General features: G+C 65.8%; 18 protein-coding genes. 5 read left to right on the forward strand and 13 right to left on the reverse strand.

All coding sequences use genetic code 11. The annotated features are described in order from the left end of the window. Positions 1 to 65: 65 nt before the first annotated feature. Both AC07X4_RS04500 and AC07X4_RS04505 read right to left on the reverse strand, forming a co-directional pair. The gene (locus AC07X4_RS04500; RefSeq protein WP_494739376.1) at positions 66 to 2,288 is read right to left on the reverse strand and encodes a TonB-dependent siderophore receptor; all 2,223 of its coding nucleotides are present in this window, start codon (positions 2,286 to 2,288) and stop codon (positions 66 to 68) included. A gap of 319 nt (positions 2,289 to 2,607) precedes the next feature. Continuing rightward, the gene (locus tag AC07X4_RS04505; protein WP_494739377.1) at positions 2,608 to 3,792 is read right to left on the reverse strand and encodes an ABC transporter substrate-binding protein; all 1,185 of its coding nucleotides are present in this window, start codon (positions 3,790 to 3,792) and stop codon (positions 2,608 to 2,610) included. A 232-nt stretch (positions 3,793 to 4,024) separates the two neighbouring features. On the opposite strand from AC07X4_RS04505, the gene AC07X4_RS04510 reads away from it, so the two are divergent. Continuing rightward, the gene (locus AC07X4_RS04510) at positions 4,025 to 4,507 is read left to right on the forward strand and encodes a DUF4124 domain-containing protein (RefSeq protein ID WP_494739378.1); all 483 of its coding nucleotides are present in this window, start codon (positions 4,025 to 4,027) and stop codon (positions 4,505 to 4,507) included. 27 nt (positions 4,508 to 4,534) lie between these two features. On the opposite strand, the gene AC07X4_RS04515 is transcribed toward AC07X4_RS04510, so the two are convergent. Continuing rightward, a complete protein-coding gene (locus AC07X4_RS04515) occupies positions 4,535 to 5,668 on the reverse strand; it encodes a sterol desaturase family protein (protein WP_494739379.1) in 1,134 nt (377 codons plus the stop codon). Between the two features lie 118 nt (positions 5,669 to 5,786). Here AC07X4_RS04515 and AC07X4_RS04520 point away from each other — a divergent pair, with 118 nt between their 5' ends. Beyond that, on the forward strand, positions 5,787 to 6,275 hold the full coding sequence (locus tag AC07X4_RS04520; protein WP_056058237.1) for an acyl-CoA thioesterase: 489 nt from the start codon (positions 5,787 to 5,789) through the stop codon (positions 6,273 to 6,275). Positions 6,276 to 6,363: 88 nt separating this feature from the next. Here AC07X4_RS04520 and AC07X4_RS04525 read toward each other — a convergent pair whose 3' ends face one another. The 7 genes from AC07X4_RS04525 to nirB all read right to left on the reverse strand — a co-directional run bounded on the left by AC07X4_RS04525 (position 6,364) and on the right by nirB (position 15,947). Next, the gene (locus AC07X4_RS04525; RefSeq protein WP_288851533.1) at positions 6,364 to 7,068 is read right to left on the reverse strand and encodes a methyl-accepting chemotaxis protein; all 705 of its coding nucleotides are present in this window, start codon (positions 7,066 to 7,068) and stop codon (positions 6,364 to 6,366) included. 241 nt (positions 7,069 to 7,309) lie between these two features. Further along, positions 7,310 to 8,143, reverse strand: a complete 834-nt coding sequence (gene cobA, locus AC07X4_RS04530; protein WP_494739380.1) for a uroporphyrinogen-III C-methyltransferase — start codon at positions 8,141 to 8,143, stop codon at positions 7,310 to 7,312. After that, positions 8,140 to 9,063: a DNA-binding protein YbiB gene (gene ybiB, locus AC07X4_RS04535; RefSeq protein WP_494739381.1), complete on the reverse strand. Its 924-nt coding sequence runs from the start codon at positions 9,061 to 9,063 to the stop codon at positions 8,140 to 8,142. Before ybiB ends, cobA begins: the two co-directional genes overlap by 4 nt. Positions 9,064 to 9,231: 168 nt before the next feature. Beyond that, positions 9,232 to 12,069, reverse strand: a complete 2,838-nt coding sequence (locus tag AC07X4_RS04540; protein WP_494739382.1) for a nitrate reductase — start codon at positions 12,067 to 12,069, stop codon at positions 9,232 to 9,234. A 127-nt stretch (positions 12,070 to 12,196) separates the two neighbouring features. Continuing rightward, positions 12,197 to 12,598, reverse strand: a complete 402-nt coding sequence (nirD, locus tag AC07X4_RS04545; RefSeq protein ID WP_005798149.1) for a nitrite reductase small subunit NirD — start codon at positions 12,596 to 12,598, stop codon at positions 12,197 to 12,199. 68 nt (positions 12,599 to 12,666) lie between these two features. Next, the gene (locus tag AC07X4_RS04550; protein WP_056743962.1) at positions 12,667 to 13,479 is read right to left on the reverse strand and encodes a type IV pili methyl-accepting chemotaxis transducer N-terminal domain-containing protein; all 813 of its coding nucleotides are present in this window, start codon (positions 13,477 to 13,479) and stop codon (positions 12,667 to 12,669) included. A 20-nt stretch (positions 13,480 to 13,499) separates the two neighbouring features. Continuing rightward, complete coding sequence (gene nirB / locus AC07X4_RS04555; RefSeq protein ID WP_494739383.1) at positions 13,500 to 15,947, reverse strand: nitrite reductase large subunit NirB; 2,448 nt, start codon at positions 15,945 to 15,947, stop codon at positions 13,500 to 13,502. A 332-nt stretch (positions 15,948 to 16,279) separates the two neighbouring features. On the opposite strand from nirB, the gene AC07X4_RS04560 reads away from it, so the two are divergent. Next, entirely contained in the window at positions 16,280 to 18,061 is a 1,782-nt protein-coding gene (locus tag AC07X4_RS04560; RefSeq protein WP_494739384.1) for a bifunctional protein-serine/threonine kinase/phosphatase, read from the forward strand. Positions 18,062 to 18,319: 258 nt separating this feature from the next. On the opposite strand, the gene AC07X4_RS04565 is transcribed toward AC07X4_RS04560, so the two are convergent. Then, positions 18,320 to 19,534, reverse strand: coding sequence for an MFS transporter (locus tag AC07X4_RS04565; RefSeq protein WP_056058267.1), 1,215 nt, complete (start codon positions 19,532 to 19,534; stop codon positions 18,320 to 18,322). Between the two features lie 488 nt (positions 19,535 to 20,022). On the opposite strand from AC07X4_RS04565, the gene AC07X4_RS04570 reads away from it, so the two are divergent. Continuing rightward, positions 20,023 to 21,672 carry a methyl-accepting chemotaxis protein gene (locus AC07X4_RS04570; RefSeq protein ID WP_146871537.1) on the forward strand — a complete coding sequence of 550 codons (1,650 nt, stop codon included), beginning with the start codon at positions 20,023 to 20,025 and terminating at the stop codon, positions 21,670 to 21,672. A gap of 316 nt (positions 21,673 to 21,988) precedes the next feature. Further along, entirely contained in the window at positions 21,989 to 22,486 is a 498-nt protein-coding gene (locus AC07X4_RS04575; RefSeq protein WP_056743974.1) for a MarR family winged helix-turn-helix transcriptional regulator, read from the forward strand. A 50-nt stretch (positions 22,487 to 22,536) separates the two neighbouring features. Here the strand turns inward: AC07X4_RS04575 and AC07X4_RS04580 are convergent, their stop codons facing one another. Further along, the gene (locus tag AC07X4_RS04580; protein ID WP_494739385.1) at positions 22,537 to 23,313 is read right to left on the reverse strand and encodes an enoyl-CoA hydratase-related protein; all 777 of its coding nucleotides are present in this window, start codon (positions 23,311 to 23,313) and stop codon (positions 22,537 to 22,539) included. Between the two features lie 23 nt (positions 23,314 to 23,336). After that, positions 23,337 to 24,329 (reverse strand): Bug family tripartite tricarboxylate transporter substrate binding protein, encoded by a 993-nt coding sequence (locus AC07X4_RS04585; RefSeq protein ID WP_395453475.1) that lies wholly within the window; start codon positions 24,327 to 24,329, stop codon positions 23,337 to 23,339. Between the last annotated feature and the right edge of the window lie 34 nt (positions 24,330 to 24,363).

The raw sequence follows: 24,363 nt of genomic DNA on the forward strand, positions 1-24,363 counted from the left end.
GCGATGCCGCTGCGGCGCAAGCCCCGGTCGCCCCCTCTCTCCCTCTTGTGTTGCGGGTAGGCCGGTCAGAACGCTGCGCGCAGCGTCACGCTCAGGTTGCGCGGGTCCGCATAGTTGCCGTAGTCCAGGTTGGCCCAGTACTTCTGGTTGGTCACGTTGTTCACCGCCAGCGTGGCGCTGACCTTGGGGTTGAACTGCCAGGATGCGCGCAGGTTGAGGATGGCCTTGGGCGACTGTTTTACCGTCACCGTGCCGCTGGGGTGCGGGATGTTGAAGCCCTCGATGGCGCTTTGCCAGGTCAGGTTGCCGCCCACCGACAGCGGCGCCAGCGCGCCCGACAGTTGGTAGTCCGTGCCCAGTTGCAGCAGGTAGTCGGGCATGTTGGCGTAGATCAGGTCGGTGGGGGCACGCGTGACCTTGGCGCGGGTCAGGCCAGCACTCACGCGCCATTGCCGGGTGGCCATGCCTGCGAACTCCAGCTCGAAGCCGGTGGACTTCGTGCCGTTCACGGCCACGTAGGGCAGGCTGCCGTCGGGCAGCGGTGTGGTGATGGCGCTGTCGCGCACGCCGAAGTTGTCCTGCTTGGTCTGGAACACCGCAAAGTGCGCCTGGATGCGGCGCTCGAACAGCTCGGCCTTGAGGCCAGCCTCGGCATTGCTGCCGATGACGGGCGACAGCGGATTGTTGTTGCGGTCCTTGTAGTTCTGCGGGTTGAAGATGCGCGCGTAGCTGGCGTAGGCCGACAGGGTGGGCGTTATGTCGTACACCGCGCCGATGAAGGGCGTGACCTTGCGGTTCTCGTCCTGGATCGCCGAGCGGCCTGCATAGCTGCCGGTGGTGCCATAGGTGTCGGAGTGGCGGTGCCAGTCGGTCAGGCGCAGGCCGGTGAGCACCGACAGCGGGTCGGCCACGCGCCAGCGTGCCGAGGCGAACAAGCCCGTCTGCTGCGTGATCTGCGTGCGCCAGGCGCCGGTCTTGGAATAGGTGGGTGCGGGCGCGTTGCCATCCCAGGTGTAGATGTTGGGGATCACATAGCTCCAGCCCGCCACCGAGGTGTAGCCATCGGTGCGCGTGGCGGTGCGGGTGGAGCTCATGCCCACCACCAGGTCGTGCTTGCGGCCGCCCAACTCGAACTTGCCCGACAGGTAGGCGTCTACCGTGTCCTGCTTTTCGCTGCTGCCGCTCACGGCTGCGTACAGCGTGGTGCCCGCGCCGGTGACCGGGTTGATGAATGGGGCCTGGCTGGTGGTGGCGCCATAGCCGTAAGTGCTCAGGCGGAAGGTGTCGCCCTCGGTGTGGTTCAGCGCGGCCTTCAAGCTCCAGTCGTCGTTGATCTGGTGGTCCAGCGTGGCATAGAGCGTGCCCGAGGTGCGCTCCCAGCGCGTCCAGGGCGGCGAGAAGCTGGTGGAGATCGGCAGGTCGATGGGCACGCCCGTGGTGGCAAAGCGCGGGATGGTGCCCCAGATCGGCGCCTTGGGGTCGTTGGACTGGCGCTGGTAGCCCAGCGACACCACGGTGGCGGTGCCGATGTCGGCCTCCACCGCGGCGAGCAGGGCGGTCTTGTCCTCGGAGTAGCGGTCGCGGAAGCTGTCTTTCTTCTGCGGGGCCACGACCAGGCGGCTGCGCACGCTGCCGTCGCTGTTGAGCGGTGCGTTGATGTCCAGCTCGCCCCGGTACAGGTTCCACGACCCGGCGGTGAGCGCCACAGACGCGGCGAACTCGCGCTGTGGGCGCTTGCGGATCATATTGATGGTGGCAGAAGGCACGCCCACACCGGTCTGGATGCCGTTGGCGCCGCGCACGATGTCGATGCGCTCGTACAGCGCGGTGTCGAACTCCTGGTTGGTGCTGCTGCTGTAGCTGGGCAGGCCGTCGGTCTGGAAGTCGGTGATCTGGAAGCCGCGCGCGTAGTACAGCGGGCGCTGCGTGTCGTAGAAGCTCACGGCAATGCCGTTCACGTTGCGCAGCACGGCGTCGATGCTGGTGAGCGACTGGCGCTCGATCTGCGCGCGCGTCACCGTGCTGACGGACTGCGGCGTTTCACGCGGGGTGAGCTGAAGGCGGGTGGACGCGCTCTCGCGCGCGCCCGACACGGTAACGCTGTCCAGCGCTTTGGGCTCCACGACCTGGTCGGTGTTGGCTGTGCCCGAGAGGGAGGGTTCGGCGGCGGGCGCTGGTGACCCGGCGGTGGTCTGGGCACTGGCGGTGCCCATCATGTTGGCTGCGAGGAAGGCGGCCACCGCCAGAGGATGGAGGGCACAGACAAGCTGTCTGCGGGGTGCGTGCATAAAAGGGCTCCTGGGGGAAATGCGTTGGCAGGCTGGCTGGCAACGCTCCTCCGACGGGATGCACGGCTGGCTGGGATTTGTAAAATTTTAAATACAAATGCGAACTATTCGCAAAAACATGGCAGATATGGCCCCCAAGGTGCGGGTTTTTGTTGTTCTGGTGGCACAACTCACCGGGTGGGACGCAGTCCGCTGCACCTGGTAGCCAGGGTGATGCCTTTGCGTGGCGCTGTGGTGGGCACTGCGGCACGCCCACGCGGTGTGCCATGCCCTGCAGGCCCGCTGGCGCCGAAGCCGCCAGCGACTGCTGACGCGGCGCTTACTGCCTGTACACCCCGCCAGTGCCCACCACCGCAATGTCCACATAGTTGGACCCATGGTGGTTCTGCGGGCTGAACTGGTAGCTGAAGCCGCCCAGGTCCAGGTTGCCCAGGCCCTCCATGGCCGTGACCAGGCTGGCGCGTGTGACGCGGGGGCCTGCAGCACGCAGGCCTTCGATGAGCACGCGTGCGTCCATGTAGCCGGTATAGCGGTCGTAGTCCGCCGGCTTGTCGTGGCGCTTCATGGAGGCCTGAAAGTCGCGCGTGAGCGCAATGGTGGGCTTGGTGGGGGATGGGCCGGTGCGCGCCACGGCCAGGCCACGCGCGTCGTCGCCCAGCGCTTTGAGCACCGCGCTGCCTGCACCCAGCGACAAGGTGTAGATGGGCACGCCCAGGTGCGCGCGGTTGGCCCGCACATAGGCCACCACGGACGGGCCGGCCGCCACCAGCAGCACGGCCTGCGGCTTTCGCGCGGCCAGGGCTTTGGCTGCATCGTTCGCGTCTTCTCCCGATGAGGCCAGTGCGTGCGACCCCGCCAGCGTCGCGCCTTCAGCGGCAACCGTCTTTTCGACCAGGGGCAGCAGCAGTTTGCCGAAGTCATTGTTTTCGTAGGCCACTGCGATACGCGAGGTCTGCACGGCCACCAGGTTGCGCACGATCTTCACCAGTTCGTCGGCATAGCTGGCGCGGGTGGTGAACAGGTAGGGGTGCTGCTGCGCGCGGACGGCGGGGCTGCCGGTGTACACGGAGATCAGCGGCAGCTTGGTCTGCGCCAGGTAGGGCAGCAGCGTCATGACCTGCGATGTGCCGGCCACGCCAAACAGTGCCAGCACGCCGTCTTTTTCGCTCAGCTGCTTGGCGTTGTCCAGCGCACGGCGGGCGTCAAAACCATCGTCCAGCGACACCAGCCGGATCTTGCGGCCACCGATGCCGCCCTTGGCGTTGGCGTCTTCCACGGCGGCTTCCTGCCCCTCGTGGATGGGCGACAAAAACGGCGCCATGCCGCCTGACAGTGCGGTTGAGCGGCCGATGAGGATATCTCCCTTGCCGCCGCCGGCGGGCTGTGCGCGGGCGGGCAGGCCAGCCAGGGCCGCGCTACCGGCCAGCGCAAGGACCAGGCTGCGGCGGCGCGCCAGGGGCAGCCCCTGGTCGGCGGGCCATGCATTTGCATTCGGGGTCTTCATCACACAGCATCTCCAGCAAAAAACCGATTCAAAGGGCTGCGAGGCCCCGAAGAGCGGCGATGGTAGGAGGGCGCTGTGCCCGGCACGCACCGGGTTTCTACCGGGGGCGCGTCATCTTAGGGACATGTGTCTATCCACCCATGGCTCTGTCGGCACCCGCGCAAAACGGTGCGATTCGTCCCGCCCCATGCGGCGCGGTAGCATGTGGCATGGACCTGCCAAGGAAGACACCATGACTCTGATCCGCTACGCCATCTGTGCCCTGGCGCTGGGCTGCCTGGCCCCCGCCTGGGCCATCAACAAGTGCACGGACGCCAATGGCAAGGTGTCGTTCCAGGACGCGCCTTGTGCGGGCGAGGGCGAGAAGATCGACGTGCGCCCCACCACCCGTGGCGCCACCCCGGTGCAGCCCCCCGCAGCGCCTTTGGCCGAGGGCGCGTTTGGCCCCACCTGGCAGCGCAAGAATTACCTGCAGACCCAGGGCATCCCCCAGGCGCGCGCCGCTATCGAGCGCAACCAGCGTGAATGCACGGCCCAGCCCAATGCCGTGGCCACGGCAGGGCCGCTGCGGCGCGGCAACCTGCCGTCGGGCAACCAGTTTGTGCAGGAGGGTGCGGAAAAGGCCGCCGATGCCAAAGCCGCGTGTGAAGAACGGACCGAGGCCCTGCGCGAGCAACTGCGGGTGCTTGAGCGAGAGCTGGCGGCGATGCCCTGAGACAGCGGCCCTGTCAAAGAGAACTCTTCACCCCTTCCAGGTGAACGGAAACTTGAACTGCTTCACAAAGCCGTTGGGCACGTAGTCGCCCAGCACGCCATAGTGCTCGGGCCAGAGCTTGGTGCTTTTGACGGCGGTGCCAAACAGGTAGTCCAGAAACGCGAAGTGCGCGGCGTAGTTCTTGTCCAGCGCCTCCTGGTCCTGGCTGTGGTGCCAGTGGTGGAAGTTGGGCGTGACCAGCACGTAGCGCAGCGGCCCCAGGCGGACGCTCACATTGGCGTGGTTGAACACGGCCTGGAAGCCCACCACCACGATGTATGCGTCGATCACTTCCTTGCTGAAGCCCAGCACATAGATGGGGGCCAGCACCAGCGTGCGGGTGATCAGCAGCTCCAGGATGTGCTGGCGCGAGCCCGCCATCCAGTCCATGCTTTTGACGCTGTGGTGCACGGCGTGAAGGCGCCACAGCAGTGGCACCTCGTGGTAGGCGCGGTGCGTCCAGTACTGCACCAGGTCGGCCACCAGGATGATGAGGAACAGTGCCACCCAGAAGTTCAGCCCCTGCACCCAGCCGCGAATGCCGTCGCTCGCCGCCCAGCCAAAGAACTTGTGCACGATGAGGTTGGTGGCCAGCAGCACAAAGCCCACCACCATGTGGTTGACGATGAAGTGGTGAAAGTCCGTCTGCCACTCGGCGCGGAAGATGGGCTGGTCCTTGCGCAGCGCAAACAGCTTCTCGATGAAGATGAAGATCAGCGAGCTGCCCAGCAGGTCCAGGATGAACCAGTCGAGGCCGATATAGGGTGTGTTGTCGGGGAAGTTGGGGTCCACCTCCACCTTGTGTCCGCCCAGCAGCGCGGCAATCGCCACGATGGCAAAGGCGAAGGTGGCCAGCCAGCGGGCACGGTTGAACACAATGTTGACCAGCGAGATGCCGCCCGCAATCGCCATGGCCACCAGCATGATGTTGCGGATCACCGTCACGTCGTAGCTTTTGCGCAGCTGCGGCGTGGTGAGGTACTCGGGGAAGTGAAAGGCCAGCACGCCCAGAAAGCACAGGATGGCCAGCGTGAGCGCAATCACGCCCGACACCAGTCCCTTGCCGGTGCGCAATGCGCCATGGCTTTCGGTGAATTCGTTGAGTTTTTCTAGTTCGATCATCGGTTCCTCCTCGCACCCGGTCAGCAGGTGCTGCGCGAGTGTAGCGAAGCCGCCACCCGCTGTGCACGGGGCTCAACTTGCACGCGACGCAGCACACGCAGCTTTCTAAAATCGCTGCATGAACATCCCTTCACACCAACTCAGCATGACCGTGCTCATGTCGCCCGACATGGCCAACTTTTCGGGCAACGTGCACGGCGGCGCCATCCTCAAGCTGCTGGACCAGGTGGCGTACTCGTGCGCCAGCCGCTATTCGGGCTGCTACACCGTGACGCTGAGCGTGGACCAGGTGATGTTTTTGCAGCCCATCCATGTGGGCGAGCTGGTGACCTTTCTGGCCAGCGTGAACTACACGGGCAGCTCGTCGATGGAAGTCGGCATCAAGGTGGTGGCCGAAGAGATCCGTTCGCAGGTGGTGCGGCATGTGAACAGCTGCTTTTTCACCATGGTGGCGGTGGATGAGGCGCGCAAGCCCGTGCAGGTGCCGCCACTGTCGCCTTCCACCCCCGACGAACGCCGCCGCTGGGACGCTGCGGTGATCCGCAAGACGCTGCGCAAGGAACTGGCACAGCGGTTTCAGCAAGTGCGAGAAACCGCCGGGCAGTAACCCGTTGAGTGGGCGCCTTGAATGGACGCCTTCGAAGGCCCTGGGCGCATCGCCCCAGGCCTTTTCTCTGTCCCTCACGCTGTGCTGCTCAGGCCGCGTTGCGGCTGCGTCCGGCCAATGACACCGCCTGCAGGGACAGACCGTCAATTTCGTTGGTGATGCCCGACAACACATTGGCCACCACAGCAAACTCGCGCCCGTGCTGCCCGGCACGCGCTGCCATCACCTGGGCGTTGAAGCTGACCACCTTGGCCTCGCGTGCCACGGTCTGGATCGAGGCCACGATGCCGGCCAGCTCTTTCATCAGGGTTTCGGACTGCGCCTTGCTCACCTGGTCGAACGCCGTGGTGGCCGTGTTGAGGGCGTCTAGCACACCGTCGGTGGTTTCCACCAAGCGGGCCAGCGCATCTTCCACGCGCGGGCTCTGGCGCTCGGCCAGGTCCAGCGCCGTGCCCACCTGCTGGGCAAACGCGTCGATGGTGGCGCCCACGCCCTGGGGGCCGTGGTAGGCCTTGCGGATGATTTCGCCACTGGCGGTATCGAGGTGGCGGGGCGTGTCCACCAGCCGGGCCTGGCTGTCGGTGAACAGCGTGAGCGAGCTGCGCGCGGCCTTCAGGTGCAGGTCGCTGCCGCGCGCGGCCAGCACGGTTTGCAGCACCATGCGCTGCGACAGCATGCGCTGGCGCGCTGCAATGTTGACGAGCGACATGCCCCCATCGCGCGATGGAGCCTGTGCAGAGGACGACAGCGTGGGCATGCTGGAAGTGCGTGCGGGGAGGGGGAAGGCTGCCATGGTGTTCCTTGTGCGTGTTGCATTCAGATGCATGTCTTCAAGCAATACCCGGGCCAATGTGTGTAAAGCCGCGTGACCCAATGCGGTGCTGTGGAGCGGGAGGCCAGGCTTGATGAAACACGCGGCTGCGCAGCGCGTGGGCGTGCCCTGAAGCACATTGGTTTGCGCTCGCGCACGGTGCATCTCCGACCTGCGCAGCGCGCACTCGGGCCTGTGGAATTGTGGGGGTCGTTGTGTGTGCTCAGCCCGCGCGCCGGGCCTGCGACGGCACGGCGCCAGCGTCCTGCACGGCCAGTGCGACTCCGCGCACCACATCGCCCACCACAATCACCGAGGGGCTGGCCAGCCCTTCGCGGGTGATGGTGGCGTGCAGCGCGCCCAGGGTGGTGATGGCATGCCGCTGGTGGGGCAGGCTGGCGTGTTGGATGACGGCGACCGGTGTGTCTGCGGGCAGGCCGGTGAGCAGCTCGTGCTCGATGGTGGCGGCGCCGCTCACACCCATGTAGATGACCAGCGTGAGCTTGGCGTCGCGCGCCGTGGCGGCCAGTTGGCGCCAGTCGGTGCCCGCGTCACCGGGCTTGGCGTGGCCTGTGACAAACACCACGCCGTGGGCATGCTCACGGTGCGTGAGCGGTGCGCCCAGCGAGGTCAGGCCCGCCAGGCCTGCGGTGATGCCGTTGATGACGGTGACCTGCACACCGGCGGCACGCAGGTGCTCTACCTCTTCGCCACCCCGGCCGAAGATGAAGGGGTCGCCGCCCTTGAGGCGCACCACGTTCTCCCCTTCGTTCACGGCCATCAGCATCAGCTTTTCGATGAAGGCCTGTGGCGTGCTTTTGCAGCCGCCGCGCTTGCCCACGTAGACGATGCGCGCCGTGGGCGATGCGTGCTCCACGATGGCATCGCTCACCAGGTCATCCACCAGCAGCACGGTGGCCGCCTGGATGGCCTTGAGCGCCTTGAGGGTGAGCAGCTCCGGGTCGCCCGGGCCTGCGCCCACCAACGTGCAGCTGCCGCCGGTGCCCAGGTGGGGTGGGGCTGTGGGCGATGTGGTGGAAGGCGTGGGGCGGCTCATGGGGATGTCTCCGAAACGGTTTGATCGACCAGTCGCAAGATATGTTCCACTTGCCGTTCAATGGCGTGTGGAATGGGCAAATCGCCCGCCAGCGCCTGGCGCGTGTAGGTGGCTGTGGTGGCCACATCGATCTCGGCGGGCAGACCGGGCACCTCGCTGGCCGTGCCCGGTTGTTGTGCCTCCAGCACCGTATGCACGCCGTGCACAAAGCCGTCGTAGCGGGGGGTGCGGCGTGGGTCCGTGGCGACCTCGCCCTCCAGCCCGCGCGAGAGCAAGGCGTTCATCCCCAGGGTGCGGAAGGTGCTCTGCAGCATCTCGAAATATTCGGGGTGCGTGTACGCCGTGACCACCACCGACGGCCCCGCGCACGGGCTCATCAGCTTGACCACACTGTGCCCTGGGTTGCGCAGGCCCACCACCTCGCGCACGGCCAGCAGGCGTGCCAGCCCTGCGTGAAGGTGCTGGGTGTGGATATGGCGGACCGTGCCATTTGCTATCTTTTCAGGAGCTTTCAGGGCAGGTACTTCTAGCGCATTGAGCACATCCGATGCCAAAACGCGCCGCGCCTCGGTGCGCATGCCGTGCAGCAGCACGGGCAACCCTTCACGGGCCAGCAGCAGCGCCAGCAGCGGCGTCAGCACCGGCAGCTTGCGTGCGCCGTTGTAGCTGGGCAGCACGATCAGCGGGCGGTCGGTGGCGGGCAGCAACACCAGGCGCTGGTGGGTGGCGTCCAGAAAGCCGCACATCTCTTCGGACGTCTCGCCCTTGATGCGCATTGCCAGGCAGAAGGCGCCAATCTCCAGATCGGTCACGGCGCCATCCAGCACCTGGCCGAACAGGTCCGTGGCCTGCTCGCGCGTCAGCGGCTTGGCGCCGCGCGCGCCGCGGCCGATTTCCTTGATGTACTGGCTAATGCCCATGGCTTTTGTTGGCGGGACTTGTGAAACAGGGCGCCAGCGTCGTTGTTTCGGCTTGCCGTACAGGCGTACTGTCCGCGCCGAAAGCGCCTAGCTGGAGCCCTGTTGCACAAGTCCTGGTGGGGTTTGTTGGTTCGAGGGCTATTTTCCTGCAAGCAAGAGAACTTTTGGTTATATGACGGCCTGCGCGAGCGGTTTGGATGCCAGCGGTCCCGTGGATCTCACCATTCGCTTGAGTTCGGGCACGCACGAGCCGCAGTTGGTGCCGCAGCGCAGTTGGCCTTGCAGTTGCGCCAGTCGGTCGTCGTCGGTGCCATGGCAGTGCGCCAGTTGGGCGGTGATGGCGGCGTCTGTCACGTTGAAGCAGGTGCACACCGGTTTGCCGCGCGACTGCACGGCCACGGGGGCCTTGGCGCCGGGCACCAGCAGCAGGCGGCCGTAGGTCTGTGCAGGCAGCTCTTCCTGCAGCAGGGTCTTGAGCCAGCCTTCGGCGCTGGTGTCGCCAGCGAGCACGATGCCTTCGAGCGTGGTGTTGTCGCCCTGGCGCGCCAGCCGTGCGGCACGGCGCTGGCCGCGTTTTTTGTCGGCATAACGCAGCGTGTCGGCGCCTGCCATGCCCAGCAGGGCCTCGATCTGTGCAATCAACGCATCGGGCGGTGCCTCGTGGGCGGCGGCGCGCAGCAGCACGCCAGTGCGCTCGCGGCCGGGCTCATCCAGCGGGGTGTTGTTGCTGAAGGGCACGCAACTGGCGAACGCAAACTGCGCCATCAGTGCGGACAAGGCTTCGCGCGCTGCCAGTGCGCCTTCGGCAGGCAGCCAGGCCATGGCCAGCAGCGTCCACGGCAGTTCGGCCTTGAGCACCTTGACGGCCGCGTGTTTCAGCTCGGGCTGTTTGGAGGTGGGGCAGAACGCCGAGGTGGTGAGCGCATTCACACCCGCCAGCCGCTCGCCGGTGGAGGACACGCCGCTCAAAAATTCGCTGCCCCAGTGCATCGCCATGAACACCTGCGACAGGCCTAGCGTGGTGTCGGCCTGCACGGGCACCACGATGGAGCCGCGCTTGCTGGTCACATGCACCAGGTCGCCGCTGGCCAGCCTGCGCCGCTCCATGTCCTGCGGGTGCATCTGCAGGCTGGGTTCGGCCACATGGCCAAACAGGCGGCCCAGCGTGCCGGTGCGGGTCATGCCGTGCCACTGGTCGCGCAGCCGGCCCGTGGTCAGGCTGAAGGGGTAGCGCGATTCGCGGGGCTCGGCGGTGGGTTGCCATGCGTGTGCAGCAAAACGCGCGCGGCCGTCGGCGGTGGGGAACACGCCATCTTCGTACAGGCGGGCCTTGCCGGTGGTGGTGCCATCTTCCAGCGGCCACTGCTGCGGGCCTTGGGCTTCGAGCATCTCCCAGGACAGCCCCGTGATGTCCAGGTCACGCCCACGTGTGCTCTCGCGGTGCTCCTTCCACACGGCTTCTGCGCCCATATCGGCAGCGTCTGTGGCGTAGGGGAACAGCGTGGGTGCACCAGGCCGCAGGCGTGCCTCCAGCTCGTGCGCAAACTGCACCGCAATGGCCCAGTCGTGGCGCGCCAGGCCGGGTGCGGGCACGGCAGTGCGCACGCGCGAGATGCGGCGCTCGCTGTTGGTCACCGTGCCGGTCTTTTCACCCCAGGTGGTGGCGGGCAGCAGCAGGTCGGCGTAGTTGCAGGTGGCGGCAGTGGCAAAGGCTTCTTGCACCACCACAAACTCGGCGCGCTGCAGGGCGCGGCGCACGGTGGCTTGGTCGGGCATGCTTTGCGCGGGGTTGGTGCAGGCAATCCACAGGGCCTTGATCTCGCCGTCGGCAGCGGCCTGGAACATCTCCACCGCCGTCTTGCCGGGCTTGGATGGCACATCGGCCACGCCCCACAGCGCGGCGACTTCGGCGCGGTGCTGCGGGTTGGCCAGGTCGCGGTGGGCGCTGAGCAAATTGGCCAGCCCACCCACTTCGCGCCCACCCATGGCGTTGGGCTGGCCGGTCAGGCTGAAGGGGCCCGCGCCGGGTTTGCCGATCTGCGCGGTGGCCAGGTGCAGGTTGATGAGTGTGGCGTTCTTGGCCGTGCCGCTGCTGCTTTGGTTGAGGCCCTGGCAGTAGAGGCTCAGGGTGGCTTTGGAGGTGGCGAACCATTTGGCGGCGGTGGTCAGGTCGGCCACGCTGATGCCGCAGGTCTGCGCCACACGCTCGGGCGTGGCGTCGCGCACCAGGGCCTTGAGTTCGTCAAAGCCCGTGGTGTGTGCGGCGATGTAGGCGGTGTCGACCCAGCCCTCCCACAGCATGATGTGCAGCATGCCGTTGAACAGCATCACGTCGCTGCCGGGCTGGATGGGCAGGAACAGGTCGGCCATGCCCGCCGTGTCGGTGCGGCGCGGGTCGGCCACGATGACCTTCATGCCCGGGTTGGCGGCGCGTGCGTCTTCGATGCGGCGGAACAGGATGGGGTGCGCCCAGGCCGCATTGCTGCCCACGATGAACAGGCACTGCGCGTGGTTCACGTCGTCGTAGCAGGCGGGCGGCGCGTCGGCACCCAGCGTTTGCTTGTAGCCCGCCACAGCGCTGCTCATGCACAGGCGCGAGTTGGTGTCGATGTTGTTGGTGCCGATCAGGCCCTTGGCCAGTTTGTTGAAGACGTAGTAGTCCTCGGTGAGCAACTGGCCGCTGACGTAGAAGCCCACGGCATCAGGGCCGTGCTGGGCGATGGTGTGGGCGAACCGGTCGGCTGCCAGCGTCAGTGCGGCATCCCAGGTCACGGGCAGGGCGGCTTCGTTGCGCTGTGCGCGTTGCAGGGGGTGCAGCAGGCGGGTTTGCAGGGTGACCGGGCTGGTGGCTGTGAGGTGCAGGGTCGAGCCCTTGGTGCACAGGCGGCCAAAGTTGGCGGGGTGTGTGGGGTCGCCGCGCACACCGGTGATCTGGGTGCCTGTGCTTTCGATGATCACGCCGCAGCCTACGCCGCAGTAGGGGCAGGTGGATTTGGTTTCTTGCATGGCGTGGTTGGGGTTGTTTTGGCCTCAGGCGCTAGTGCATGTTGCGCTGTCAGCTATTGTTTTGATAGTGCTGTCGTGTCCTCGCCGGGTACGCATGCGGCGCCTGGGGCGCAACACTCTCCACCGCTCACACGCCCACCGTTCTGCGCGCAGGCCCTGCGATGGGGCGCGTCAAATCCGTGGCCACCGTCGCCAGCTCGCTCGCGTCCAGGTACACCGCGCCGTCTTCCACCTTCACGGCAAACTTCGGCGTGCAGCCCTCATCGGGCGCCGAGGCCTGGCCGTCGCACAGGCCAATGGTCCAGTTGTGCAGGGGGCACGCCACATGGGTGCCAAACACGATGCCCTGGCTCAGCGGGCCGCCCTTGTGCGGGCAGCGGTCCAGCAGCGCGAACACGCCACCGGCGTCGTTGCGGAAGATGGCCACGTCCAGGCCCTGGGGGCGCGCCACGCGGCGTGAGCCCAGCACGGGGATGTCGTCCACCCGGCAGATCAGCTTCCATTCAGGGGTTGGGTTGTTGGTGGTCATGGGAATCGTCCTTGGTGTTGTTCGGTGGGGTGTCGGGGGCGCGCGTGGTGCCGTTGCAGGGCAGGCCTTCAGCTGCTGCCCAGCGCTGCATACAGGCCGGTCACGCGGTCCATGCTGGCGAGCAGGTTTTCGCTGCTCACAAACACTTCAGACACCTGGCGGAAGGTGTTGTTGCTTGTGCCCAGGCGTTGCAACGCGGCGTCGAAAAAGACCCACTGGCCATCGGCCAGCAGCAGCTCTTGCCGGATGCGATCGGTGGCCTGTGGGGCATTGCGCAGCAGCTCGGTGGCGCTGATGAACTCGTCGCGCGCCTTGGCGATCTCGGTGGTGGCGGTGGAGGTGTCCACCCCCAGCATGGCCGACAGGCAGAACTTGGCCATGCGCTGGCTCAGCATGCGCTGGCGGCCTGCCACGTTGACCAGCTTGCCCACGGGCTTGCCCGAGGCGGCTTCGTACTGCACGGTGCCCTGGTGGGCCAGGGCCAGCACCTTGGCGTCGGCCTGCAGCAAGGCGGCAGCGCCGTCGCGCGACGGGCTGGTGCCCAGCAGCGTGGCCTTGTGGTCGGTCCAGGCCGATTCCAGCTTGGTGTAGGTGTCGCGGATGGTGGGCGAGGGCGCGTAGGCCTTGAGTTCGCCCAGCTGGCGCTCGAACAGCGCCAGCGACTGGTCCAGCACGGCGCGCGCGGCTGGCGTGTCGGATTTGTGCGCCAACGCCAGCCAGGCCTTGCCCATGCGCTGGCTCAGCATGCGCTGGCGACCTGCCTTGTTGATGGCGTCGTTCAGGTCAGTGACCTGGGCCTGGGCGGTGCCCAGCGACATGATGCCCAGGGTGCTCCAGGCCGTGGTGTAGCCGGCGGCGGTCAGCAAGGTGCGGCGTTGCATGGTGTGGGGCTCCGGGCGCTTCAGGCAGCGGTCAGCGGGGCAAACTGGCGCGTGTCCACGGCTGCCTTGTCAAACTCGAACCAGGGGTCGGGCTCGCCGTCCAGCGCGAACTGCAGCTGCTCCCACAGCGCCTTGCGGCCTTCGTGGTCTTCCAGAATGCGCTTTTTCACATAGTCCAGGCCCACGCGGCTCACGTAGTGCACGGTGCGCTCCAGGTACCAGCCTTCCTGGCGGTACAGCTCGCAGAACGCGCCGGTGTACTCCAGCACTTCTTCGGCGGTTTTGAGCTTGGTGAAGAAGTGCGCCACCTCGGTCTTGATGCCGCCGTTGCCGGCCACGTACATCTCCCAGCCGCTGTCCACGCCGATGATGCCCACGTCCTTGATGCCGGCTTCTGCGCAGTTGCGCGGGCAGCCCGACACTGCGAACTTGACCTTGTGCGGCGCGTACATGCGCCACATGGCGCGCTCCAGGTCCTTGCCCATCTGGGTGCTGTCCTGGGTGCCCATGCGGCACCACTCGCTGCCCACGCAGGTCTTCACGGTGCGCAGTGCCTTGGCATAGGCATGGCCGCTGGGCATGCCGATGTCCTTCCACACGTTAACCAGGTCTTCCTTCTTCACGCCCAGCAAATCGATGCGCTGGCCCCCTGTGACCTTGATGGTGGGGATGTTGTACTTGTCGGCCGCATCGGCAATGCGGCGCAGCTCGTCGGCCGTGGTTTCGCCGCCCCACATGCGGGGGATGACGCTGTAGGTGCCGTCTTTCTGGATGTTGGCGTGGCTGCGCTCGTTGATGGCGCGGCTTTGCGGGTCGTCCTTCGCGTCCTTGGGCCAGGTGCTGATGAGGTAGTAGTTGACGGCGGGGCGGCAGGATGCGCAGCCGTTGGGCGTCTTCCACTCCATGAACTTGAACACATCGCCAATGCTCAGCAGCTTGTTGGCACGGATCGCGTCGCGCACCGCCTGGTGGCCGTGGTCGGTGCAGCCGCACATGGCCTTGGTCTTGGGCGTGGCGCTGTAGTCGCCACCGGCAGTGAACATGATGATCTGCTCGACCAGGCCCGTGCACGATCCGCACGATGCGCTGGCCTTGGTGTGCTTGCGCACTTCATCCAGCGTGAACAGGCCCTTGTCCTTGATGGCCTTGCAGATGGCGCCTTTGGTCACGCCGTTGCAGCCGCAGACCTCGTCGCTGTCCTGCATGGCGGCGGCCTTGCTCTGGCCCTGGTGGCCGGTGTCGCCCAGATGCGATTCGCCAAACATCAGCTTGTCGCGAATGTCGGTCACGCTGCGGCCATCGCGCAGCAGCTTGAAGTACCAGCTGCCGTCCACCGTATCGCCATAGAGGCAGGCGCCCACCAGCTTGTCGTCCTTGATGACCAGCTTTTTGTACACGCCGCCAAAGGGGTCGCTCATCACGATTTCTTCGGTGTTGTCGCCGCCCTGAAAGTCGCCTGCGCTGAACAGGTCGATGCCTGTCACCTTGAGCTTGGTGGAGGTGAGCGAACCCTGGTAGCGGCCAATGCCGAACTCGGCCAAATGGTTGGCCAGCACTTTGCCCTGCTCGAACAGCGGGGCCACCAGGCCATAGGCAATGCCCCGGTGTGCCGCGCATTCGCCCACGGCATAGATGCGGGCGTCGGTGGTGGTCTGCAGCGTGTCGCTCACGACAATGCCGCGGTTCACGTGCAGGCGCATCTTTTCGGCGAGTTGCGTGTTGGGGCGAATGCCCACGGCCATCACCACCAGGTCGGCGGGCACTTCGGTGCCGTCCTTGAACTTGACGCTGGCCACCCGGCCTTCGGCATTGCCCACCAGCTCCTGGGTCTGCGCACCCATCAAAAAGCGCATGCCACGGTCTTCCAGCGACTTCTGCAGCATCTTGCCCGCCACGTCATCGAGCTGGCGCTCCATCAGCGAGGGCATCACGTGCACCACGCTCACGGTCATGCCGCGCTTCATGAGGCCGTTGGCAGCCTCCAGGCCCAGCAGGCCGCCTCCTATGACGACGGCGTGCTTGTACGTGGCGGCGGCGTCGATCATGGCCTGTGTGTCGGCAATGTCGCGGTAGGCCAGCACGCCCTGGAGGTCTTTGCCGGGCACGGGCAGGATGAAGGGGTTGGAGCCCGTGGCCATGATGAGGCGGTCGTACTCGGCGGTGATCACGTCACCGTCTTTGCTGGTGGCGGTGACCACGCGGCGCACGCGGTCCACATCGGTCACCGTGAAGCCGGTGTGCAGCGTGATGTGGTTGTCGGCGTACCACTGCCAGTCGTTGAGGATGATCTCGTCAATCGTCTGCTCGCCCGCCAGCACGGGCGACAGCAGAATGCGGTTGTAGTTGGGGTGCGGCTCGGCCCCGAAGACCGTGATGTCATACAGATCGGGGGCAATCTTGAGCAGCTCTTCCAGCGTGCGCACACCGGCCATGCCGTTCCCCACCATCACCAGTTTGAGCTTTTTCATCGTGACTCCGTCGGTTCCATCGCCTGGGCGATGCAAAAAACAAAAAAGGCGTCCACACGATGCAGCTCCGACATTCCATCGAAACCGCATGTGGGGACGCCTTCGTCCGTACAACCCCTTGGTGCGCCGTTGCACCGCTGAATTGCGTGGCCCAGCTGGGCCGTTGCTTCGGGTAAGCAATGCCCGTGCCAGAGTTTGTGCACTGATGTGGGGTGATCCGGTGTTGTCCGCCCTGCAGAGGGCGGAGTTTTGGGTGTTGACGGGTGGCTCGGCTGCGCGGCGCGGTGCGTGCATGCACCACCTTGGGCATGGAACCTGCATGGAGGTGGTGCATGAGTTTTGAACTGGACATCGGCCATACCTCGCAGGCCGGGCGCAACGAAGTCAATGAAGACTTTGCCGCCCTGGTGCAGGGGCAGGGGCGCGACCGCGAACGCGGCGCCATCGCTGCCATTGCCGATGGTGTAAGCACCGGAGGCAAGGGCCGCGAAGCCGCACAGACCACGGTGAAAACGCTGGTGAACGACTACTTCGCCACGCCCGACACCTGGGACACCACCGTGGCGCTGGACCGCATCCTGAGCGCGCACAACGGCTGGCTCGCGTCGATGAACCGGCGCCGCCAGCCAGCCGTGGGCCTGACCACGCTCACCGCCGTGGTGCTGCGCGGCCAGTCGTACACGCTGGCCCATGTGGGCGATACGCGCGCCTATCTGCTGCGGGGCGGCCGGCTGCAACTGCTGACGACCGACCATGTGATGGCGCAGCGTGACCTGGCGCACCAGCTCACCCGCGCCATGGGCTTGGACGACCATGTGGTGGTGGATTACAGCCAGGGCGAACTGCACAGCGGCGACCTGCTGGTGCTGCTGTCCGATGGCGTGCACGGCAGCCTGCCCGAGCGTGAACTGCGCCAGTTGCTGCTGCAGCCACAGGATGCCAACACCGCCAGTGCCGCCAGCGCCCAGGCGCTGAGCGAGGAGATCACGCGCGCAGCCCTGCGCCGGGGCAGCACCGACAACGTGACCGCGCTGGTGGTGCGGGTGCAGGGGGCGCTGGAGGCTACCTTGCAGGATGAGTCCCGCCGGGCGCAGCACTTGCCAGTGTTGCCGCTGCTCAAGGTGGGCGAGCCGGTGGATGGCCTGGTGGTGACCGCGCTGGTGGCCGACAGCGGGGTGCACCGCATCTACCAGGTGCGCGACCCGGCCACACAGCGGCTGTACGCGCTCAAGACGCTGGTGCCCGCCCGCTCGCACGATGCGCAGGAGCGCGCCACTCTGGCGCATGAGGCCTGGGTGGCCCGGCGCATGCAGTCCGGCCACGCGGCGGTGCACCTTGCGCGCCTGAACACCTGGCCGCCAGAGCAGGGCGGTGCAAGCCCTGGCGCCAGTGCGTTTTATCTGCTCTATGACTGGCATGCGGGCCAGACCCTGGGCCAGCGCCTGCGCGGCCGCCAGCACCTGGGCGTGCCGCAGGCCGTGTCGGTGGTGATGCAGGCGGCGCAGGTGCTGGGCTGGCTGCATCGGCAAGGGGTGGTGCACCGCGACATCAAGCCCGACAACCTGCACCTGGGCGACGACGGTGTGTTGCGGGTGCTGGACCTGGGCGTGGCCCTGTCGGGCCGCGAGCCCGAGGCCACGCGCCGCCTGCACGCAGGCACCCCCAGCCACATGAACCCCGAGCAGTGGCCGGGCTATGAAAAGAACGGGGACCCCGCTGGCCAGTTGCCCGATGCGGGCAGCGACCTGTTCGCCCTGGGCGTCACGCTGTACCAGCTGCTGAGCCATGGGCGCCTGCCCTATGGCGAGGTGGTGCAGTACCAGCTGGGCCGCTACCACCGCGACCCGTTGGCCCCCAGCCGCCACAACCCCAGCGTGCCCATCTGGCTCGACCAGATCGCCTTGAAGGCCGTGGCCCGCCAGCGCACACAACGCTTTGAAACTGCCGAGGAACTGCTGCTGGCCCTGGAGCGGGGGGCTTCGCGTCCCTTGTCCGCCCCTGGACCGCAGCCGCTGATGCAGCGCGATGCCACGGCGCTGTGGAAGATCGCGCTGGCGGTGAGTGTGCTGGTGAACCTGTTGCTGGTGTATTGGCTGCTGTTTTTGCCGCGATGAGATCGATGGATTTGCTATTGAAATTATAGCTATCGACGCATATGAGAAATGCGCTTGGCGGCGATTGGGCTTGAAATTTTGGGTGGTCGGCGCGTTGACTGACTACGGACGTTCACGCGCCCCGGGCGCGGCCACCCTTCTGGCGAAAGTGTGGCAAGCGCTGGCGCGCTCCCCGGCTGCGCCGGTCATGCGCTACGCGCACGGCCACCCTTCTGGCGAAAGCGCTGGCAATGCTGCGCCTTGGCTGGCTACGCCAGCTCAGGCACTGCGTGCCCGACCGCCCTTTTCTGCCCACGTACGGGTCCAGCGGATCTGCATGACCCGCAACAGCACCAGCATGGCAGCGGCGCACACCGCAATGCCCACAAAGCCCCACAGGTAGGTGCCGGTGTACTGGCGCGAAAAGCCCATGCCGTTGGGGATGAGGCCGCCACCCAGCGCGCCGATCTCGCCAATCATCGAGCCGGCGACGGCCGTGGACAGCGGCCAGCGCAGCGGCACCAGCTGGAACAGCGCGCCGTTGCCCGCGCCCAGTGCCGCAAAACACACCAGGAACAGCAGCATCGTCACCGGCAAGGAGTTCTCGGCCAAGCCGCACAGCACCATGCTCACGGCGGTGATGGCCAGCACACCCGTGAGCGTGTTGACGCCGCCCCAATGGTCGGACAGCCAGCCGCCCATCACCCGCAGTGCCGCACCCAGAAAGGCGGCCAGCATGGTCAGTTGCCCTGCCTGCACCTTGCTCACGCCAAACTGGTCGTAGAAGTAGCTGGGCAGGAAGGCCGTCAGACCGATGAAGCCGCCAAAGGTCACGGCGTAGATCAGGCTGAACGCCCAGCCATCTTTTTCAAAGAGACAGGCAATGTGTTCGCGAAACGTGGCGTGGGGCGCGAGGTCTGGCGGTTCCTTTGCATACACCGCCATCACCACGGCGGGCACGGCCACGCTCACGGCGGCAAAGCCATACACCGCCTGCCAGCCAAACTTCTGCGCCAGGGCAGGCGCCAGCAGCGCTGCCACGGCAGTGCCCACATTGCCTGCGCCCACGATGCCCATGGCCAGGCCCTTGTAGCGCGGTGGAAACGAGCCCGAGCCCAGCGACAGCGCCACGCCAAAGCTCGCCCCCGCCACGCCCAGCAGGATGCCCAGCGCCAGCAGGTCGTTGAAGGTGTGCACGAACAGGTAGCCATAGCCCATGGCCAAAAAGATGCCGGCCATCTCGACCAGGGTGGCGCGCTTGCGGCCGATGTACTGCGCCAGGATGCCCAACGGAAACCGCATCAGCGCTCCCGCAAAAATCGGGATGGACAGCATCATGCCCATCTGGGTGGGGGAGAGCTGGAAGCTCTCGCGGATGAACGGCGCCATCGCACCGTTGATGACCCACACCGCGCACGAAAAGCCGAAGTACAGAAACGACGCCCACAGCGTGGGCGCGTGGCCGGATTTGAGGAACTCTCTGAAGTAATGCATGGGTGTGAGTGCAAAGGGCTGAGGGGGTGACCCCTTCGCCCGGCCAGAAAACAAAAAGGCGTCCACACGGGCTGCGCGGGCTGACCAGCCCCAACGCACTCCATGAAGACGCCAACGTCCTGTTCGCCCAATCCGCCATTGCACCGGGCTGACACGCGGCCAGCGTTGGCCGCGCCTTATGGCAAGCAATGGCTATGCCAGTGCCGGTATGGGGGAGGGATTGTGAGGAAATTGCCAGAAAGCGCTTGTGAGTTAAGCACTGCCAGCTATCAAAAATGAAGCGCATTTTCTGCCGGATGCTCACTTTGGTGCGTTGCAGCGGAGTGCGACGCACAGTGTTGGTGTTGCGCACTGAGTTGGTGAGTTGGCGATTGAGGCGCTATTTATCTGTTTCAAATCCATGGCCTTCGTCATAGGATGTGTTCGGCTTTTCCACTGCCGTGTTGCCCGGTCAGGGAGCGACAAGGCGTCTACGAAATGGGGTTCCCATGCGCGTCAATCTGCCGGTCAGCCAGCACGAATATGCGTTTCCCAAGGGCCAGACTCTGGTGTCCACCACGGACCTCAAGGGCCGCATCCTGTACTGCAACCCGATGTTCATCGAGGTCAGCGGCTACGAAAAGGAAGAGTTGCTGGGCCAGCCCCACAACATCGTGCGACACCCCGACATGCCCGAGGAGGCCTACCGCGACATGTGGGAGACCATCGCCAAAGGCATCCCCTGGTCGGCCCCGGTCAAGAACCGGCGCAAGGACGGTACGTTTTACTGGGTGATGGCCAACGTCACTCCGCTCATGCAGGGCGACCAGCCCACGGGTTATATGTCGGTGCGCACCGAAGCCACGCGCGAACAGATCCAGGCGGCCGAGTCGCTGTACAAGCAGATGCAGGCCGAAAAGCAGGCGGGCACGCTGGTGCACCGGCTGTCGGCCGGGCAACTGGTCAAAGACACTCTGTGGGGCCGTGTAGCCAGGGCTTTGGCGCTGGGGCCCATGGGCAAGATGATGGTGTGTACCTTGCTGCTGGTGGTGGCCTCGTGGTGCGCTGCCTTGCTGGGCGGGCACACGCTGTCGCTGGCGTCAGGGGCCGCGTGGCTGGGGGTGGTGGTGCTGGCGCTGGGCATGGCGGTCTACCTGCACCAGGTCACGGTGGCGCCGTTGTCGCAGATGCTGCTGTGGGCCAACCGCATGGCCGCGGGCGACCTTACCCAGAAGATATCGGCATCGCGCAGCGACACGGTGGGCCAGCTGCAAAAGGCGCTGGCGCAGCTCAACGTGAACCTGCTGTCCATCGTGCGCGACGCGCGGCAGGAGAGCGAGCACATGCAGGTCTCCACCCGCGAGATTGCCCAGGGCAACCAGGACCTGTCGTCGCGCACCGAGGCGCAGGCCAGCAACCTGCAGCAGACAGCCGCGTCGATGGAGGAAATCACCGGCACCGTCAAGCAAACCGCCGAATCCGCGCGCCAGGCCACGGTGCTGGCGACCCAGGCCACCCAGGTCACCGAGCGCAGCAGTGCCGCTGTGGATGGTGTGGCCAGCACCATGAAGCAGATCCAGGCCGCATCCGGCCGCATCAGCGAGATCACGCAGCTGATCGACTCCATTGCCTTCCAGACCAACATCCTTGCCCTCAACGCCGCAGTGGAGGCTGCGCGCGCCGGGGACCAGGGGCGGGGCTTTGCGGTGGTGGCCTCCGAGGTGCGCAGCCTGTCGCACCGCACGCTCTCGGCCGCCAAGGAGATCCGGCAGCTCATCGACGACTCGGCCACCAAGGTGACCGAGGGCCATGAAAAAACCGACGCTGCGCAGAAAACCATGACCGAGTCGCTGGAGCTGGTGCGCCGGGTCAACACACTGATTGGCGAGATCCACAGCGCCTCCAACGAGCAGCTCAGCGGCATCTCGCAGGTAAACTCGGCCGTGGCGCAGCTCGATACCATCACGCAGCAAAACGCCGCGCTGGTGGAAGAGAACGCCGCCTCGGCCATGCAGCTCAATGGCCAGGCGCAGACCATGACCGAGACGGTGCAGGTGTTCCGCATCGACGCGTCGGCACCCACCCAGTCGCGCGATGCTGTGGCGCTGCGCAAGGAGATGAAGGCCTCATCCAGCAGCAGGGCCCTGGCGGCGGCCTGAGGGCCCAATCAACCACACGAGCTACAGCGCGCGATGACGGTGTTGTCTCCCCTATGGTCCGCCCGCTCCCAGTGCCGAGGGCGTTGGCCCGTTGCGCAACCGCTTTCGGTGGGTTGTGGATTTCGATCAGCGGCAGATCGCCAATGACTGTGTTGCGCACCGCGTGCATGGACTCATTCTGTTCAAAGGGCAAGAGACAAAACCGGTGGTTGGGTTGATCGTGATGGAGTGGTGCGGGGTGGATGTTGAAGTGAGACAATATGTTGACTTGATTGCCGCGCGGTTGCAGTCTGCACAACCCACTAAGAACTCACGTATGCACCACCCTGATTCCAAAGCACAGATTGCCCGTATGGAGCTGGCTAACCGGCTGTTTTTTCGGCTGTACCAATGTGCGAACTTGTTGCATAAAACCGGTTCGCGAGCGGTGGAGAGCGAGGGGCTGACCACGCAGCAATGGGCGGTGCTGGGTGCCCTTTCGCGCGAAGAAGCGCAGCAGGGTATGGGGGTGAACGAGCTGGCGCGCTACCTGTTGGTCAGCCGCCAGAACCTCGCGGGGGTGATTGGACGCCTGGAGCGCGATGGCCACATCTGTATGGAGACCGATGAGAAGGACCGCCGCTCCCGCCTGATCAAGATGACCGAGTCCGGACGCATGACGTGGCTGGTCAAGGCCCGGCCCAAGATCGATGCATATTACGAGCAGGCGCTGGACGAATTCTCGGTGGGAGACATCACCCACACGCTGCACTACCTGCTCAAGCTGCTGGACAACATGCAGCGCCTGGATACTGGCGCGGAGTCCGAGGGCTGAGCCTGCTAAGGACTTCCCGCTGCCGGTTGGGGGCGATCGGGGCCTTCAGCTCAGCGATGTTCGAACGCTGGGGCGCGTTTGTCCAGGAACGCGTGCATGCCCTCGTGGGCGTCGGCACTGGCAAAGCGCTCGTACAGCGCATGGCGCTCAAACAGAATGCCTTCGGTCAGCGGGCTTTCCCAGGCGCGGTTGACCGATGCCTTGATGGCCATGAGTGCGGGCAGCGAGAAGCCGGCAATCTGCGCCGCGAGGGTGAGCGTGCGGTCCAGTAACTCGGCGTCGGGTACGACGCGCGAGACCAGACCATAGCGGTCGGCCTCTTGCGCATCGAGCATGCGGCCCGACAGACACATGTCCATCGCTTTGGCCTTGCCGATGGCGCGCGGCAGGCGCTGCGTGCCCCCCGCGCCCGGCAGCATGGCGAGCTTGATTTCAGGCAGCGCGAACCGGGCTGATTCAGCGGCAACGATGATGTCGCAGGCCAGGGCCAGCTCACAGCCGCCGCCCATGGCAAAGCCTGCCACGGCCGCCAGCACCGGTTTGCGCACTTGGCGAATGGTCTCCCAGTTGCGGGTGATGAAGGCGCCCCGGTACACATCCATGAACGACCAGTCGGCCATGGCTGCAATGTCGGCACCGGCCGCAAATGCCTTGGTGCTGCCGGTGAGGACGATGGCGCCGACATCGTCTTCCGCATCGAAGGCCAGCAGGGCGGCGCTCAGCTGGTCCATCAGGGCGTCGTTGAGTGCGTTGAGCTGCTGGGGCCTGTGGAGCGTGATCACGCCCACCCGGCCCCGGGTTTCCGTCAGTACCAAAGCGTCATTCATGGTGGGTGTGGCGGGTGGCCGGGTCAGTCGATGTTGATCTTGGCTTCCTGGATCAGGCCAGACAGCAGCTTGGTCTCTTCGGTCAGAAGGGTGCGGAACTCGGCGTTGTCCAGGCCCACGGGCTCGGCGCCCAGCGATTCATAGCGGTTCTTGGTGCTGGGCAGGGCCAGCACCTTGGCGATCTCCCGGGCCATACGTGCCGTGACGTCTGCAGGCGTGCCATTGGGGGCCCACATACCAAACCAGATGTCCAGCTCCGCACCCTTGAAGCCCAGCTCTGCCAGCGTGGGCACGTCCGGGAAGAACGACGACCGCTTGGCCCCTGCCACGGCCAGCATGCGTACCTTGCCTGCGCGCACGTGCGGGAAGGCAATGCCTGGGTCAAAAACATAGTCCGCCTGGTTGGCCATCACATCCTGCAATGCAGGCGCTGCGCCCCGGTAAGGGATGTGCGTTGCAAACACGCCGGTGACCTTCTTGAACAACTCGCCCGCCAGGTGCGGTGGCGTGCCGGGGCCTGCGGAGGAGTACGACAGTTTGCCCGGGTTGGCGCGGGCATAGGCCACAAACTCCCTGGCGTCCTTGAAGGTGGACTGGGGCTTGACCACCAGGTACATCTGGCTGCGGCCCACGCCCGCGATGGGCGTGAGGTCCTTGGCCGGGGCAATGCTCTGCTTGAAGAGGAAAGGGTTGGCCGTTTCGAACGAAGTAGGCGCAATCAGGAAGGTGTGGCCGTCTGCAGGTGCGCGAATCACTTCGGCCGCTGCCACGTTGCCGCTGGCGCCAGGTTTGTTGTCCACCACGACGGGCTGGCCCAGCGCTTCGGTGAGCGACTGGGCCATGACGCGTGCCATCACATCGGTGGTGCCGCCTGGGGCAAAGCCGACCACGATCTTGACCGGCTTGGTGGGCCAGGCCTGCGCATGCGCCGTGCCGATGGCGCCCAGGACACAGAGTGCCAGGGCGGCAGACTGGATGAGGCGTCTGCGGATGGGGGAAGGTTGGTGTGTAAGCATGTCGTTGTCTCCTGCTGGTTTGTTGTGTAGTAGT

Source organism: Acidovorax sp. GW460-11-11-14-LB4, from assembly GCF_059423685.1.

Bases quoted from the DNA above. Each gene is read 5' to 3' on its own strand.
- AC07X4_RS04565 (WP_056058267.1), bottom strand. From the start codon at position 19,534: ATGCATTACTTCAGAGAGTTCCTCAAATCCGGCCACGCGCCCACGCTG.
- AC07X4_RS04580 (WP_494739385.1), bottom strand. From the start codon at position 23,313: ATGAATGACGCTTTGGTACTGACGGAAACCCGGGGCCGGGTGGGCGTG.
- AC07X4_RS04585 (WP_395453475.1), bottom strand. From the start codon at position 24,329: ATGCTTACACACCAACCTTCCCCCATCCGCAGACGCCTCATCCAGTCT.
- AC07X4_RS04575 (WP_056743974.1), top strand. From the start codon at position 21,989: ATGCACCACCCTGATTCCAAAGCACAGATTGCCCGTATGGAGCTGGCT.
- cobA (WP_494739380.1), bottom strand. From the start codon at position 8,143: ATGAGCCGCCCCACGCCTTCCACCACATCGCCCACAGCCCCACCCCAC.
- AC07X4_RS04570 (WP_146871537.1), top strand. From the start codon at position 20,023: ATGCGCGTCAATCTGCCGGTCAGCCAGCACGAATATGCGTTTCCCAAG.
- AC07X4_RS04515 (WP_494739379.1), bottom strand. From the start codon at position 5,668: ATGATCGAACTAGAAAAACTCAACGAATTCACCGAAAGCCATGGCGCA.
- AC07X4_RS04520 (WP_056058237.1), top strand. From the start codon at position 5,787: ATGAACATCCCTTCACACCAACTCAGCATGACCGTGCTCATGTCGCCC.
- AC07X4_RS04550 (WP_056743962.1), bottom strand. From the start codon at position 13,479: ATGCAACGCCGCACCTTGCTGACCGCCGCCGGCTACACCACGGCCTGG.
- AC07X4_RS04505 (WP_494739377.1), bottom strand. From the start codon at position 3,792: ATGAAGACCCCGAATGCAAATGCATGGCCCGCCGACCAGGGGCTGCCC.
- AC07X4_RS04560 (WP_494739384.1), top strand. From the start codon at position 16,280: ATGAGTTTTGAACTGGACATCGGCCATACCTCGCAGGCCGGGCGCAAC.
- AC07X4_RS04500 (WP_494739376.1), bottom strand. From the start codon at position 2,288: ATGCACGCACCCCGCAGACAGCTTGTCTGTGCCCTCCATCCTCTGGCG.
- AC07X4_RS04525 (WP_288851533.1), bottom strand. From the start codon at position 7,068: ATGGCAGCCTTCCCCCTCCCCGCACGCACTTCCAGCATGCCCACGCTG.
- AC07X4_RS04540 (WP_494739382.1), bottom strand. From the start codon at position 12,069: ATGCAAGAAACCAAATCCACCTGCCCCTACTGCGGCGTAGGCTGCGGC.
- nirB (WP_494739383.1), bottom strand. From the start codon at position 15,947: ATGAAAAAGCTCAAACTGGTGATGGTGGGGAACGGCATGGCCGGTGTG.
- nirD (WP_005798149.1), bottom strand. From the start codon at position 12,598: ATGACCACCAACAACCCAACCCCTGAATGGAAGCTGATCTGCCGGGTG.
- AC07X4_RS04510 (WP_494739378.1), top strand. From the start codon at position 4,025: ATGACTCTGATCCGCTACGCCATCTGTGCCCTGGCGCTGGGCTGCCTG.
- ybiB (WP_494739381.1), bottom strand. From the start codon at position 9,063: ATGGGCATTAGCCAGTACATCAAGGAAATCGGCCGCGGCGCGCGCGGC.